12 protein-coding genes are annotated in these 13,869 nt (G+C 60.9%); 1 reads left to right on the top strand and 11 read right to left on the bottom strand.

Going from position 1 to position 13,869, the window contains the following annotated elements; all coding sequences use genetic code 11:
- Positions 1-8: 8 nt before the first annotated feature.
- From QOM10_RS02160 to QOM10_RS02185, 6 genes are read right to left on the bottom strand one after another with little or no spacing between them, the layout of a single operon-like run.
- Complete coding sequence (locus tag QOM10_RS02160) at positions 9-1,688, bottom strand: AMP-binding protein (RefSeq protein ID WP_316917506.1); 1,680 nt, start codon at positions 1,686-1,688, stop codon at positions 9-11.
- Positions 1,685-2,230 carry a hypothetical protein gene (locus QOM10_RS02165; RefSeq protein WP_134175904.1) on the bottom strand — a complete coding sequence of 182 codons (546 nt, stop codon included), beginning with the start codon at positions 2,228-2,230 and terminating at the stop codon, positions 1,685-1,687. The genes QOM10_RS02160 and QOM10_RS02165 overlap by 4 nt, the downstream gene beginning before the upstream one ends.
- Positions 2,227-2,481 (bottom strand): acyl carrier protein, encoded by a 255-nt coding sequence (locus tag QOM10_RS02170; protein ID WP_064388843.1) that lies wholly within the window; start codon positions 2,479-2,481, stop codon positions 2,227-2,229. Before QOM10_RS02170 ends, QOM10_RS02165 begins: the two co-directional genes overlap by 4 nt.
- A gap of 9 nt (positions 2,482-2,490) precedes the next feature.
- Entirely contained in the window at positions 2,491-2,766 is a 276-nt protein-coding gene (locus QOM10_RS02175; RefSeq protein ID WP_150750127.1) for a phosphopantetheine-binding protein, read from the bottom strand.
- Complete coding sequence (locus QOM10_RS02180) at positions 2,744-3,556, bottom strand: lysophospholipid acyltransferase family protein (protein WP_127925551.1); 813 nt, start codon at positions 3,554-3,556, stop codon at positions 2,744-2,746. Before QOM10_RS02180 ends, QOM10_RS02175 begins: the two co-directional genes overlap by 23 nt.
- A complete protein-coding gene (locus QOM10_RS02185) occupies positions 3,532-4,257 on the bottom strand; it encodes a beta-ketoacyl synthase chain length factor (RefSeq protein ID WP_127925552.1) in 726 nt (241 codons plus the stop codon). Before QOM10_RS02185 ends, QOM10_RS02180 begins: the two co-directional genes overlap by 25 nt.
- 356 nt (positions 4,258-4,613) lie before the next feature.
- Between QOM10_RS02185 and QOM10_RS02190 the strand changes: the two genes are divergently transcribed.
- On the top strand, positions 4,614-5,384 hold the full coding sequence (locus QOM10_RS02190; protein WP_038360142.1) for a ParA family protein: 771 nt from the start codon (positions 4,614-4,616) through the stop codon (positions 5,382-5,384).
- Between the two features lie 132 nt (positions 5,385-5,516).
- Here QOM10_RS02190 and trxC read toward each other — a convergent pair whose 3' ends face one another.
- From trxC to QOM10_RS31205, 5 genes are all read right to left on the bottom strand, one after another.
- A complete protein-coding gene (gene trxC, locus QOM10_RS02195; RefSeq protein ID WP_316917507.1) occupies positions 5,517-5,951 on the bottom strand; it encodes a thioredoxin TrxC in 435 nt (144 codons plus the stop codon).
- A gap of 80 nt (positions 5,952-6,031) precedes the next feature.
- Positions 6,032-7,495, bottom strand: coding sequence for a protein adenylyltransferase SelO (gene selO / locus QOM10_RS02200; protein ID WP_127925554.1), 1,464 nt, complete (start codon positions 7,493-7,495; stop codon positions 6,032-6,034).
- Between the two features lie 48 nt (positions 7,496-7,543).
- Positions 7,544-10,897 (bottom strand): mechanosensitive channel MscK, encoded by a 3,354-nt coding sequence (gene mscK / locus QOM10_RS02205; RefSeq protein ID WP_127925555.1) that lies wholly within the window; start codon positions 10,895-10,897, stop codon positions 7,544-7,546.
- Between the two features lie 34 nt (positions 10,898-10,931).
- The gene (locus tag QOM10_RS02210) at positions 10,932-12,674 is read right to left on the bottom strand and encodes a potassium/proton antiporter (protein ID WP_137218538.1); all 1,743 of its coding nucleotides are present in this window, start codon (positions 12,672-12,674) and stop codon (positions 10,932-10,934) included.
- Between the two features lie 315 nt (positions 12,675-12,989).
- Positions 12,990-13,862, bottom strand: coding sequence for a methyl-accepting chemotaxis protein (locus QOM10_RS31205; protein WP_371042268.1), 873 nt, complete (start codon positions 13,860-13,862; stop codon positions 12,990-12,992).
- Positions 13,863-13,869 lie beyond the last annotated feature (7 nt).

Here is a 13,869-nt window from a genome sequence, read left to right on the forward strand (position 1 = left end):
CACCAAGGTCAATCATGATCAACACCCAAAAGAATCCGCCCACTGGAGCAGGTCGCCGTGTCATTGCGATAGGCAAAATACAACTTGCGCCGCTCCGGGTCGAAACGCAGGTGCAACTGGATTTCATCACCGGGCCGAACCAGCTGCTGGAACTTCAGCACTTCCATCCCGGCAAACGTGCCGGTCAGATTCAGCAACTGCCGCCCAAGGTTCAGCGCCCATTCCACCTGCACCACACCGGGCAATACGGGTGCTTTGGGAAAGTGACCACTGAAATAAGCCAGATCCGGCGGCACGCTCAGTTGCAGACTCCATTCACCCTCGGTCTCGAGCTGCGACAGCACTTGCGGCGCTTTCGCTCGCGGGGCAATCAGCAAGGCTTCGACATCGGCCTGCGGCAGCTTGCCCTGGCTGTTCAACGGCAATTGCCGCACCAGCCGCCAGCGCCGGGGCAGCGCCAGCGCTTCACAGTGCTGGCGCAAATGCTGGCGCAGGGTTTCGGTCAGACTGCGGCGACCATGTTCACGCAAGGCAAACAGACCTGACTCGCTGAGCACCAGCAGAGCGCCGAGAGAGGCGCGATTTTCCTGGACCACGCCCAAGCGCGCTTCAGCGACCCAAGCGTGGGCGACCAAGGCTTGTTCGAGCATGGGCAGCGAGATGCGTTTTTCTTCGAGTTTGACGATCCGGTCCAGCCGTCCGAGCAGTTCGAAGCGGCCATCGGCAGCGATACGCGCGGCATCAGCGGTGTGCTCGATGTGCCCGGCAGGCAGGTAAGGAGAGGCGATCAGCAGGGCGCCTTCGCTGTCCTGGCTCAATTCAACACCGGCAAACGGTTGCCACAGTTGTTCGCCCTGACGCCAGGCAATGCCACCGGTTTCCGAGCTGCCGAGGATTTCCGTCGGCCATTGCTGCAAGCGTTGCTGCAGGCTCTGCGCGGCTTCAAGCGGCAACGCGCCACCGGAGGAAAACACCCGACGCACGGCGCTCAGGGCTGGCCAGTCGAGGTTGTCGCCCATGCGCTTGAGCAGCGCCGGGCTGGCGACCCAGGCAAAGGCCTGATGTTCTCGGCTGGCACGCTGCAAGTCCTCGGGAAACGCCAGTTGCTTGCGCACGAACGGGCGCCCGGCGCACAGCGGCCACAGCACGCGAAAGAGCAAACCGTAGATATGCTGGGTGGCGACGCTGCCGATGATGCAGGCCTCGCCGAGGTCCGCGCCCCACAACTGCTCCAGCGCTTCGACTTCGTTGGCCAGTTGGCGCAGGGTCTTGTCGATGCGCTTGGGTTCGCCGCTGGAACCGGACGTGCACAGGCTCAGACGGCACTGGTCGAGGTCCAGTTCGGCGCCGGGCAGCGGTGGCTGCTGAAAGTCGTTCAGTTGCGCGTCATCGGCTTGATCCGTCAGCCACAGATCGACTTCAGCGGACCAGCGCTGGCGGGTTTGTGGCTGCAGATCCGCAGGCAGCAGAACGCTGACGCCAGCGCGCCATGCGCCCAGCAAGGCGATGGCCAGTTCGGCGGCATCTTCCAGATGCACAGCCAGGCGCTTCACGCCTTGCGCTTGCAGACCGGCGGCAACGCTCAATGCCTGTTCGCAGAGTTGCGCGTGATCGAGTGCCGGTGCGTGGCTGATTGCCCGTGCCGGCCCAGCCTTGAGCAACAGCTGCTCAAGTTTTATCCAGTTCATGTACGGCCTCTTACCCGTTGTCGTATCAGCCATTCAATGGCAAACATCAGGCCGATCAATCCATAGGAGATCAGGCCGGTGTACAACATCCACCAATTCAGCGGCGCCCACAGGGTCAGGAGGGCGGCGCACAAACCGTTGCAGAAGAAAAACACGCTCCAGGCCACCGTGACCTTGCGCGTATAGCGGATCGCGATGTCCGGTAGTTCTGGCTCGCGCAAGCGCGCCAGGCGCTCGACCATCGGCGGACCGTATTTCAGGCTCAGGCTGAACAGCACCAGCATGAAGCCGCTGATCAGCACCGGATACCAGCGCAGCAACAGCGGACTGTCGAACAGTGCGAGCAACAGGCAAAAGGTGATCGCCACACAGGCCATCCACAGACTGCCGGGCTTGCGTTCGCCAGTCAGTGCCCGCGCCAGCCACAAGCTGCCGAGCAACAGGCCGAACTGCCACGGGGCAAAGTGCTCCATGCCGAAATACACCGCAAAGGGGTACAGCAGACCGGCCAGCAGCAGGCCGAGGCCGATCAGTCGGCTCATGCGGCCGGTTGAACCAGACGGTAGACCGCCTCGACCACGTCGCCAACGGTGCGCACCGACTTGAATTCTTCAGCGGCGATTTTCTTGCCGGTCTGGCGCTTGATGTGATCGATCAGATCGACCGCATCGATGCTGTCGATTTCCAGATCCTGATACAGGTTGGAGTCCAGGCTCACACGGGCCGGATCCAGTTCGAACAGCTCGACCAAGGCATCGCGCAGGGTGTTGAAAATGTCGTCACGAGTTTGCATGGTCCGGTCTCAAGCTGCCTGTTTTGCCGTGACGAAAGCCGCAAGGCTGGCCACGTTGGTGAAATGGTTGCGGGTGTCTTTGGCGTCGGCGTCGATTTTGATGCCGTACTTTTTCTGGATCGCCAGACCCAGTTCCAGCGCGTCGACGGAATCCAGGCCGAGGCCTTCGCCGAACAGGGTCTGCTCGTCGCCGATGTCGTCGGCGCAGATGTCTTCGAGGCCGAGGGCGTCGATGATCAGCAGTTTGATGTCACGCACCAGGCTAGGGGTGTTCAGATCGCTCATCTTCGGCGAGCTCCTTAATAAAGTAGGTGTGCAAATAATCGTTGAGCTTGCGCGAGGCTTGCGGGGCTGGCCCCTGCGCGGCAAAGGTCTGTGGGTCTATATCGGCCCCGACGCGAAAACTGAAGTGCACGCGGCGACTGGGGATCCGATACCAGGGTTCGGCTTTGGTCAGCGTGGTCGGGCTGACCTTGATGATGACCGGCGTGAGGATTTTCGCACCGCGCAGGGCTATCGCTGCGGCACCCCGATGAAAGGCCGGCGCCTGCCCTGGCTGAGTGCGGGTGCCTTCGGGAAAAATGATCAGGGTCTGGCCGTTTTGCAGGGACTCGGCAGCGGCATCAAGCATGTCCATGCTGCCGTCATTGCTGATGTATTCGGTGCTGCGTAATGGCCCGCGGGTGAAGGGGTTTTCCCACAGGGTTTTCTTCACCACGCAATTGGCCTGCCGCACCAGGCCGATGAGGAACACAACGTCGATCAGCGACGGGTGGTTGGCGATGATCATTTGTCCGGGGCGACCGAGACGTTCGGCGCCCTGAATGTCATAGGTCAGTACGCCGGTGCGGGCCATGAACCGCACGAAAAACCAGAACAGGCGGCTGACGGTCTGTCGCGCACGCCGGCGGTGCGTAACGGCATCACCAGGCAGGCAGGCCAGCAGCGGAAACACCAGCACGCGCAGGCACAGTCCGCCAAGCCCGAACAGGGCGAAGCTTGCGGCGGTGGCCAGCAGGCGCCAGTAATAGGCATCGCGGTTTTTTTCGGTCACGGGTTGCGTTGCCAGGTCCATACACGATTTTTCCAGGCATGTTGGCAATGGGGTTGCTGGCCGAGCAAGGTTCGCAGCAGATTCAGCGCGTGAGGCCAGTGCGCTTTTGACCGTGTTTCTGTGGTGCTGTTCAGGGTCAGCCGCCAGTCGGTACCGGGGGTCAGCAAAAGACCGACTGCGTAGGGAAACGGCACATCGTCGATCCACGCTGAATACGCTTCGGGCGGTTGTTCTTCGGTAATGATCAGCAGCACCGCCGGTGCGCCTTCATCGAGCAGTGCCGCGGCTTCGAGCATGCCGTGTTCGAGACCGTCGCCGGCAGCGGCGAGGGCAGTCATTTCGCTGGTCTCGCCGCGCATGATCGACCACAGGCCGATGATCGCGTTGTGCACCGAGAGGCTGAACTGGGTCGGCGACAACGGCTGCTCGTTCGCCAGATCGCTGAGAATCTCGTAAGTACGTGGGGTTTCGCCGTGTCGCGAGACAAACACCAACGGCAGATTGTCCCGTCCGTCGGCCAGGGGCCAGCCCACGCTGAACGCCATGCGCGCCAGTCGACTGAGGCGGCGGCGCTGCATGGCCGGCAAAAACGACACATCGGGCGCGGCATCACTGCTCTGAAGCACGACCGGTTGTCGGCTCCAGGCCTGCCAGGCGTCCACGCTGTCGAGGCCAGGGGCCCACGCGCGCCATTGGGCGATGTTGAAGTTGATCACGGACATTCATCCCGCCCCTGCGGGCTTTCGTTGACGCGTTTAGTGGCCAAAGCCGCAGCAGACTTGACGTGGCGCTTGGCGCCGGGTGGCGCGCATTATCCCGGTGCGACGAGTGTGTAGCAAATGCTGGTTACATTTTGTGCAATGAAATGTACCGAGTGGTTCGCAAGAAAACTGTCATTTGGCCATTATCCAGATCGCCAGCGGCTTGTCTGTCGGGTTTCTCGCCGATCAGTGGTGGTTATCGCACTGTCTGTCCGCAGATATTTGCACCTGACTCTGTAGTCCATGTCCATGAAGGTAGCGAAGCGAGCGCGCGCGCATCTACACTCGGTCATTCTTTGATACACGGAGGTTTTGTCATGCGGCGCGTGGTGTTCAATCAGAAAGGTGGCGTAGGCAAATCCAGTATTGCCTGCAATCTGGCGGCGGTCAGTGCCAGCGAGGGTTATCGCACACTGTTGGTGGACCTCGATGCCCAGGCCAACTCCACTCAGTATCTGACCGGGCTCACCGGCAACGACATCCCGATGGGAATTGCCGACTTCTTCAAGCAGACGCTGTCCTCGGGGCCGTTCTCGAAGAAGAATCAGGCCGATATCTACGAAACCCCGTTCGACAACCTGCACATCATCACCGCGACCGCCGAGCTGGCCGACTTGCAGCCCAAGCTCGAGGCCAAGCACAAGATCAACAAGCTGCGTAAGTTGCTCGATGAGCTGTCCGAGGATTACGACCGGATTTACCTCGACACGCCGCCAGCGTTGAATTTCTATGCGGTATCGGCGCTGATTGCCGCTGATCGTGTGCTGATTCCTTTTGATTGCGACAGCTTTTCCCGTCAGGCCCTGTACGGCCTGATTGCGGAAATCGAAGAGCTGAAGGACGACCATAACGAAGGTCTGGAAGTCGAAGGCATCGTGGTCAATCAGTTTCAGGCCCGGGCGAGCCTGCCGCAGCAGATCCTTGACGAGTTGATTGCCGAAGGTTTGCCGGTATTGCCGGTGTACCTGACCAGTTCGGTGCGCATGCGCGAATCGCACCAGGCCAGCATGCCGCTGATCCACCTCGACCCGCGACACAAGCTGACCCAGCAGTTCGTCGAACTGCACAATCTGCTCGAGGATCACTGATCTCCCGGATTGCACCCAACCTACCTGTGGGAGCGAGCCTGCTCGCGAAGAGGGCAGTACATTCAACATCTGTGTTGACTGACCGGACGCCTTCGCGAGCAGGCTCGCTCCCACAATTGGATTTGTGTGGTGTCAGATACCCTGGCTACGCAGCCACGCCATCAATTGCGGCAGCGGAAACGCACCACTCTGCCGTGCCACTTCCCGGCCGTTCTTGAACAGAATCAAACTCGGAATCGAGCGAATCCCCAACTGCGCCGACAACTGCTGATTCGCTTCGCTATCAAGCTTGGCCAAGCGACACTTGCCCGCGAGTTGCGCCGCCGCCTGCTCGAACACCGGCGCAAACGACTTGCACGGCCCGCACCACTCCGCCCAGACATCCACCAGCAACGGCAGATCACCCTTGATCTGACTGGCGTAATCGCCTTGCTTGAGTTCGAACGGATTGCTCAGCAACACGGCGGATTTGCAGCGTCCGCACTTGGGCTGGTCCGCAAGGCGCTCGGCGGGGATGCGGTTGAGGCCGTTGCAGGAGGGGCAGGGGATGAGGAGTGGGTCAGTCATATTCGGCTCGTTGGCGTTCAGCGTTTCGTACGACTTATCTGGAGCCGTAAGAACTGTTTATCAAGATGAGGCGCTGGCACTCAGGAAGAACAACTGATCTCCAAATGCTTGCCCCACTCCGGTGGCCGCTCGGCATAAGCCTCCATTCCCGCCTGCTCTTCAAACGGTTTGCTCAGCACCGCGTGCAGCCGGCGTACTTCTGAGTAATCCCCTTGCTCAGCCGCGTCGATGGCTTTTTGCGCCAGGTAATTGCGCAGGATGTACAGCGGATTGACCGCGTGCATGCGGGTGCGGCGCTTTACCTGATCGGCGTCGCCATCGCGGGCAACCCGGGCGACGTAGCGTTCGCCCCAGGCATCAAAGCCCTTGATGTCGACGAAATCGTCGCGCAAACGGGCGACGGCCTGTTCGGCTGATTCTTCACCGAGTCGGCGGAAGAACAGCGTGTAATCGACGCCGCTGTTCTGCATCAGTTGCAACAGGTCTTCCAGCAGCTTCTGGTCATCGTCCTCGGCCGTGGTGAAGCCGAAGCGGCGGCGCATCAGGTCGAGGTAGTGCGCCTGAAACAGCGGCAGGTACAAGCCGAGGGTTTCGCGCAGGGCTTCGACGCTGATGAACGGCGTCAACGCCTGAGCCAGTGCACTGAGGTTCCACTGGCCGACCGGCACCTGATTGCTGAACGAGTAACGCCCCTGATCATCCGAATGGTTGCAGATGAAGTTCGCGTCGAAGTCATCGAGGAAGGCGAACGGGCCGAAGTCGAAGGTGATGCCGAGGATCGACATGTTGTCGGTGTTCATTACGCCGTGGCAGAAACCGTAGGCCTGCCATTTGGCAATCAGTTCGGCGTTGCGCTCGACGATCTCGCGGAACATCGCCAGATACGGTTCCGGTTGCTCCAGGCACTCAGGGAAATGCATCGCCAGCACGTGCTCGCCGAGTTGCTTCTGCTGTTCTGGACGCTTGGTGTAGTAAAAATATTCGAAGTGGCCAAAGCGGATGTGGCTCGGCGCCAGACGCAGCACCATCGCCGCGCGTTCCTGCTTTTCGCGCCAGACCGGGGTGTCGGAACCGATCACGCACGCCGCGCGCGACGAGGGGATGTTCAGCGCGTATAGCGCCTCGGAAGCAAGGAACTCGCGGATCGACGAACGCAACACCGCACGACCATCACCCATGCGCGAAAACGGCGTTTGCCCGGCACCCTTGAGGTGCAAGTCCCAGTGCTCGCCGGCCGCGTTGTACACCTCACCCAGCAGCAGGCCGCGACCATCGCCCAGTTGCGGCGTGTAGCCGCCGAACTGATGCCCGGAATAGACCATCGCCCGCGGTTCGGCATCGGCCCACAGCTTGTGGCCGCCGAACAGTTCGGCGAATTCCTGGGTTTCAGCGGTCGCCGGGTCGAGATCGAGCAAGGCCAGGGCCGCCGGGCTGGCGACGACCAGACGCGGATTGTCGATCGGCTCGGGCAGCACGTGAGCAGAGAACGCATCGCCCAGGCGGGCGAAGCGATTATCGAAGGTCAGTTCGTCGAGGGCTTTCAAGGGCCGGCTCCAGCAGAATGTCCGAGCATTCTGCTGGGATTAGACCGGTTAGTCGAGTTTGGCCGGCGGCGGCTCTTGCAGCGGTTTCTGATCGTCGGCGATCGGCACGATGGTTTTGGTTTCCGGCTCGATCGGCACCATCTTGTATTCCTGACCGTGAAGGTTCTTCAGGTAGACCTCCATCTGGCGGAACGAGATGTTGATGTGCTGCTTCTTGAACTCGCGGTTGATGAAGCGGTTGACCTCATCGAGCACCGGGTTGCGGTCGCCGAGGTCGCGCACGTGCATGCGCAACTCGTGGTCGAGGGTGCTTTCGCCGAAGTTGAGGAAGTACACGTGCGGCTCGGGTTCCTTGAGCACGCGCGGGTTCTCGCGGGCAGCCTTGAGCAGCAGTTCCTTGACCAGATCCAGATCGGAGCCGTAATCGACGCCGAGTTTCAGCGTGACGCGGGTGATGGTGTCGGTCAGCGACCAGTTGATCAGTTGCCCGGTGATGAACGTCTTGTTCGGGACAATGATGTCCTTGCGGTCGAAGTCGGTGATGGTCGTGGCGCGGATGCGGATCTTGCTCACCGTGCCCGACAGGTTGCCGATGGTGATGGTGTCACCGATCCGTACCGGGCGTTCGAAGAGGATCATGATGCCGGAGATGAAGTTGGCGAAGATCTCCTGCATGCCGAAACCGAGGCCGACCGACAGCGCCGCCACCAGCCATTGCAACTTGTCCCAACTCACGCCGAGGGTCGACAGGGTCGAGACGAAGCCGACGCCAGCGATCACGTACGACAACAACGTGGTGGTCGCGTAGGCACTGCCCTGAGCCAGATTGAGCTTGGACAGCACAAACACTTCGAGCAAGCCGGGCAAGTTGCGCGCGAGGGCAAAGGTGATGCCGATGATGATCAGCGCGCCGAGCATGTCGCCGATGCTGATCGGCACCATGCTCATGTTGGCGCCGGTGCCGCTGGTGTATTCGTAGAGGGTGATGTTGTCGAGGTACGAGAACACCGAAATCAGGTCCGACCAGACCCAGTACAGCGCCGCGATGAAGCCGCCGAGCAGGGCCAGGCGGATCAGGCGCAGGGACTGTTCATTGACCTTTTCGATGTCCAGCGTCGGCTCTTCGATCACCGCTTCGCCATCGCCGGCTTCTTTCGCTGCCTGACGTTTGGCCAAGGCACGCTGATAGGCCAGACGCCGTGCGGCAACGCTCAGACCACGGACGAACGTGGCTTCGATCACCAGCCAGAACATCAGCAGGTACAGGGTGTTGATCAGTCGGTCGCTGAGTTTCAGCGCGGTGTAGTAGTAGCCGAAGCACACCGCCACGAACAACGCGATCGGCAGCAGGGTGAACATCACGCCGACGGCTTTGCGGAACAGCGAAGTGTTCTCGTGGGCCGGGCTGCTGATCAGCAAACGGCTGAGCAGCCATGCCATCAGGGCGTAGCAGGTCAACACCACCGGCATGCCGAGCACATCATCGGCCAGGGCCGCCGGTTGCAATTCGGCGACGGCAACAATGGTCACCAGCGCCATGACCACCAGACCCAGTCGACGAATCCAGCCTTGCAGGAATTCGACCTGAGGCTTTTCCCATCGGAAGTGCAATTCCGCTACGCCCCCCGGCGCGAGAATCCGGTAAGCGGTGTAGAACACCAGCCACGCCTGACCCATTTGCAGCAAAGCCGCGCCCATGTTGGCGTTCTGCCCGCGAGCGTCAATCTGCAACGCCAGACCACACAAGGCCAAGCCCAACGCGACCGGCATCGCCAACAGAATATTGATCAGGATCGCCTGCGGCGTGTGCCACTGGCTGTCACGTTTGAAGTGACCGATGTCCTGGTGAACCTTGTTCAGCCGCGCGTACAGATTCTTGCGCCGCCACAGCAGTGCACCGATCAGCAGCGCCAGCGGCAGGAACAGCAACGGACGCTGGGTCAGGCCGTCGGTCAGTTCGCTCAGACTCGAGGCCCACGGCAGGGTGTCGACCTGGCGTTTCAGGCGCTCCGGCACCGCGCGCATCCATTCCAGATCCAGCGGCTTGTTGCTTGGAATCCAGAACATCTGCTCATCGAGCGTCGCACGCAGCCCCTGCGCGGTGCTCAGCAGTTGTTTCTGATTGAGTTGCAGGGTGATCGACTCGTTGAGCATGGCGCTCAGTTCGCGATTCAGTCGCTCTAGGAGGTCGGCGCGGGTGTTGGCCAGATCCAGCAGGTTTTTGCGCAATTGCGGGGTGACCTGCTCCGGCGGCTGCGTGGATAGCAGGTTGTCGACATAGGCGGCCGGATTGCTCAGTTGCTCACGCTGCTGGCTGACGTCGAATTGCCACAAGCGAATGTCGGCGATCTGATCGGCCAGGTCGCGGTCGACCTTGAGCCGCGGCAGGGCTTGTTTCTGTTTATAGAGAATCTTCGACAGCAGCAGGCTGCCCTTGAGCACGCTGATCTGCTCGTCCAGCGCTGAATCGCTTTGGGTCAGGCTGTCGAGTTGCTGTTTGGTCTGCAGGTTCTGCTGGGTGACTTCGTTGAGGCGGTCAGTGCTTTTCAGCAGGTAGTCGGAGAGCTTGAGGTTGGCCGTGCTTTCGATGGCCAGCAGACTGCTGCTACCGGCCTTCTGCGCTTCGATCGACTGCTGGGTAACGGTTTCCTGCGACTGCGCCAGACGCTTCTGGTTGATCAGGGTTTGCAGTTCCTGAATCTCGCGGTCGAGGCGATCGGACTTCTCCGAGAGCAAGTCATGCTGGGCATTGCCCAAGTCTTGCAATTGGCTGTTGCCGGCCAGCTCCTGACGGCGCAACGGGATCAGCGCATTCAGCGCCGCCAATTCGGCGTTCAACTGATCGCGCTGCTCGGCGGTGACGGTTTTGCCCGCGTCCTTGCCGGACTTGAGGGTGTTGTTGATCTGCTGGATGCGCGTCTGGCTGGCGGAAATCTCTGCCTGAGCACGTTCGGGGCGAGTCTGCGCGGTGATGATCAGACTGTTGGCTTCGGCCAGCGCTTTTTGCAGATCACTTTGCTGGGTCGAGCGATCGGTGAGGATCTGCTCCAGCTGTTGGATCGACTCTTTGGGAAAACGCTGTGCCACCGGCACCACGGCCGTAGCCTTGAGGCGCGTCAGTTCGCGGGTGCTTTCAATGGTCTGCTTGGGCGCGGTCGCCAATTGCTGCTTGAGATCGATCAGCTTTTGCTCGTAATCACGCTGATTGTTCAGCTGATTGAGCGTGTTCTGCAGGACGGTCTGCAGGGTCTTCTTATCGGCATCCGGCAGTTTGCTGTCGGCGAGCTTGTCGAGGCTGGCCTGCACGGCGTCGCTGGACGGTGGTTCGGCGGCATATAGCGGGCCGACAGTAAGACTCAGGCCCAGCAGGGCCGCGGCGAAAAAGGAGCGCAGGGTAGGCATAGAGACCGGTCAAGCAAGTGAGAGTGGACGCAGTTTAGAGGAAGAGCCCGGGGCCCGGGCGACTTCCTTCGGGGAATCTGACGCCCACTTTGCCGATCTTGTTCCCGTCCATGACCGCAACCGTCCAGTGGGTGTTGTTCCACTCCACCTGGTCACCGACGATGGGCGCACCGCCGACTTTCTGAGCAATGAAGGCGCCCAGGGTCATGTCCGGATCAATACCGTCGGCGGGTAGGCCATAGAGCGCTGCAACCGCTTTAAGCTGGGCGTCTCCTTCAAGCACGAAATCACCGAAGAAGCGCAGATCGAGGCCGCGTTGCGGTGCCTGGCTGAACAGTTTTCCGAGGGCGCCGAGGTTGTGTTCATGGCCGATAACGCACAGCAAATCATCGACTTCCAGCACCGTACTACCCGACGGATGGAGCAGTTGCTGGCCACGAAACAGTGCCGCGATACGTGTGCCTTCGGGCATTTTCAGTTCACGCAGGGGCGAACCGATGCACCACTTCTCCGCGCCGAGCTTGTAAACGAACAGCTCCCACTCGCTGGTGACGTGGACTTCCAGTGCCGCCCGGGAAATCGGCGCGGGCTCTGGCGGCACCGTTACTTTCAGCAGTTTGGCGACCCACGGCAGGCTCGTGCCCTGCACCAGCAGCGACACCAGCACGATAAAGAACGCGAGGTTGAAGTACAGCTGCGCATTCGGCAGCCCGGCCATCAGCGGGAACACCGCAAGAATGATCGGTACCGCACCGCGCAGGCCAACCCAGGAAATAAAAGCTTTTTCGCGCCCGTGGAACGCCTTGAACGGCAGCAGGCCGACCATCACCGACAGTGGCCGCGCGAACAGAATCATCCACAGCGCCAGACCGAGAGCGGGCAGGGCGATTGGTAGCAAATCATGCGGCGTGACCAGCAATCCCAGCACGAGGAACATGCCGATCTGCGCCAGCCACGCCATGCCGTCGAGCATGTGCAGAATGCCGTGACGGCTGCGTACCGGACGGTTGCCGATGACCAGCCCGCACAGATAAACGGCGAGGAAGCCGCTGCCATGCAGGGCGTTGGTCAGGGCGAATACCACCAGACCGCCGGCAATCACCAGAATCGGATACAGGCCGGCCGCCAGATTGATCCGGTTGACCAGTTGCAACATCAGCCAGCCGCCGCCGAGACCGATCACGCCGCCGATGCCGAACTCGCGGATCAGGTGGGTCAGGAGACTCCAGTGCAGGCCGGTCTGGCCGCTGGCGAGCATGTCGATCAGGGTCACGGTGAGAAACACCGCCATCGGGTCGTTGCTGCCGGATTCGATTTCCAGGCTGGCGGTGACCCGTTCGTTCAGGCCTTTGCCGCCGAGCAGCGAGAACACCGCCGCGGCGTCGGTCGAGCCAACGATGGCACCGATCAACAAGCCTTGAATCAGATTGAGGTCGAACAGCCAGGCGGCGGCCATGCCGGTCAGCCCGGTGGTGATCAACACCCCGACCGTGGCCAACGATAGCGCTGGCCATAGCGCCACGCGGAAACTGGATACCCGTGTGCGCAAGCCACCGTCGAGGAGAATCACTGCGAGTGCGAGGTTGCCGACCAGATAGGCCGTCGGGTAGTTATCGAAAATAATGCCGCCGCCATCGACCCCGGCGGCCATGCCGACAGCGAGGATGATGACCAGAATCGGGATGCCGAGACGGGAAGAAAGAGAACTGACGAGAATGCTTGCGCCTACCAGCAACGCGCCGATCAAGAACAGGCTGTTGATGGTCGTCGCATTCAAAGGCAGTACTCCAGAAGCGTAAAGACGGGCACAAACTGACCATGCAGTCTGCGTGCCAGCGATTCTAACCTGTTGAAATGTGATGCTGTCAAAAAGCTTTTTCAGCGGAGCATCAGGTTTTGTGTTCGGCGGGCGATTGCTGCCCTCACCCTAACCCTCTCCCGGGGTGAGAGGGAACTGATCGAGGTGTTTGTGCAAGGTACATCGACCTGAAAAGCCTGAGTCGAACTCAGGTTTTGAAAAACACGAAGATCTGCTCCCTTCCCCCTCGCCCCCTTGGGGGAGAGGGTTGGGGTGAGGGGGTAGCCTTTGATCTTAGAGGCTGAACCGTCCAACCATGTTGTTCAGGTCCAGCGCCAGACGCGACAGCTCATTGCTCGCCGCACTGGTCTGATTCGCGCCAGTCGCCGATTGCACCGACAGATCACGGATGTTCACCAGATTGCGATCCACTTCCCGCGCCACCTGCGCCTGTTCTTCGGCGGCGCTGGCGATCACCAGGTTGCGCTCGTTGATCTCGACGATGGCGGTGTTGATGGTGTCCAGCGACATACCCGCACCACGGGCGATGTTCAGGGTCGACTCGGCACGTTCGGTGCTGTTGCGCATCGAATCCACGGCGTGTTCGGTACCGCTCTGAATGCTGCCGATCATCCGCTCGATTTCGCTGGTCGACTGCTGCGTGCGGTGCGCCAGTGCTCGTACTTCATCCGCCACCACAGCAAAACCACGACCGGCTTCACCGGCCCGCGCCGCTTCAATCGCTGCGTTCAGTGCCAGCAGGTTGGTCTGATCGGCCAGACCACGAATCACATCCAGCACTTTGCCGATGTCGCGGGATTCATTGGCCAGATCGCCGATCAGGCTGGCGGTGCTCTGTACATCGGCGCTCATGCGTTCGATGGCGCTGACGGTTTCCTGGACCAGATCACGACCGTCGCCGGCCGAGGTGGTGGCGTTTTTCGACGCTTCCGAAGTGCTCACCGCGTTGCGTGCGACCTCTTCCACAGCACTGGTCATCTCGTTGACTGCCGTGGCCGCCTGTTCGATTTCGTTGTTCTGCTGAGTCAGGCCGCGCGCGCTTTCGTCGGTGACGCTGTTCAGCTCTTCCGCTGCCGAAGCCAACTGTGTGGCCGAGCCGGAAATGCGCTGCAGGGTGTCACGCAGCTTCGATTGCATCTTCGCCATGGCTGCG

Source organism: Pseudomonas sp. P108 (assembly GCF_032613195.1).
In the GTDB taxonomy this organism is placed as follows: Bacteria; Pseudomonadota; Gammaproteobacteria; order Pseudomonadales; family Pseudomonadaceae; genus Aquipseudomonas.

Bases quoted from the DNA above. Each gene is read 5' to 3' on its own strand.
- QOM10_RS02160 (WP_316917506.1), bottom strand. From the start codon at position 1,688: ATGAACTGGATAAAACTTGAGCAGCTGTTGCTCAAGGCTGGGCCGGCA.
- QOM10_RS02165 (WP_134175904.1), bottom strand. From the start codon at position 2,230: ATGAGCCGACTGATCGGCCTCGGCCTGCTGCTGGCCGGTCTGCTGTAC.
- QOM10_RS02170 (WP_064388843.1), bottom strand. From the start codon at position 2,481: ATGCAAACTCGTGACGACATTTTCAACACCCTGCGCGATGCCTTGGTC.
- QOM10_RS02175 (WP_150750127.1), bottom strand. From the start codon at position 2,766: ATGAGCGATCTGAACACCCCTAGCCTGGTGCGTGACATCAAACTGCTG.
- QOM10_RS02180 (WP_127925551.1), bottom strand. From the start codon at position 3,556: ATGGACCTGGCAACGCAACCCGTGACCGAAAAAAACCGCGATGCCTAT.
- QOM10_RS02185 (WP_127925552.1), bottom strand. From the start codon at position 4,257: ATGTCCGTGATCAACTTCAACATCGCCCAATGGCGCGCGTGGGCCCCT.
- QOM10_RS02190 (WP_038360142.1), top strand. From the start codon at position 4,614: ATGCGGCGCGTGGTGTTCAATCAGAAAGGTGGCGTAGGCAAATCCAGT.
- trxC (WP_316917507.1), bottom strand. From the start codon at position 5,951: ATGACTGACCCACTCCTCATCCCCTGCCCCTCCTGCAACGGCCTCAAC.
- mscK (WP_127925555.1), bottom strand. From the start codon at position 10,897: ATGCCTACCCTGCGCTCCTTTTTCGCCGCGGCCCTGCTGGGCCTGAGT.
- QOM10_RS31205 (WP_371042268.1), bottom strand. From the start codon at position 13,862: ATGGCGAAGATGCAATCGAAGCTGCGTGACACCCTGCAGCGCATTTCC.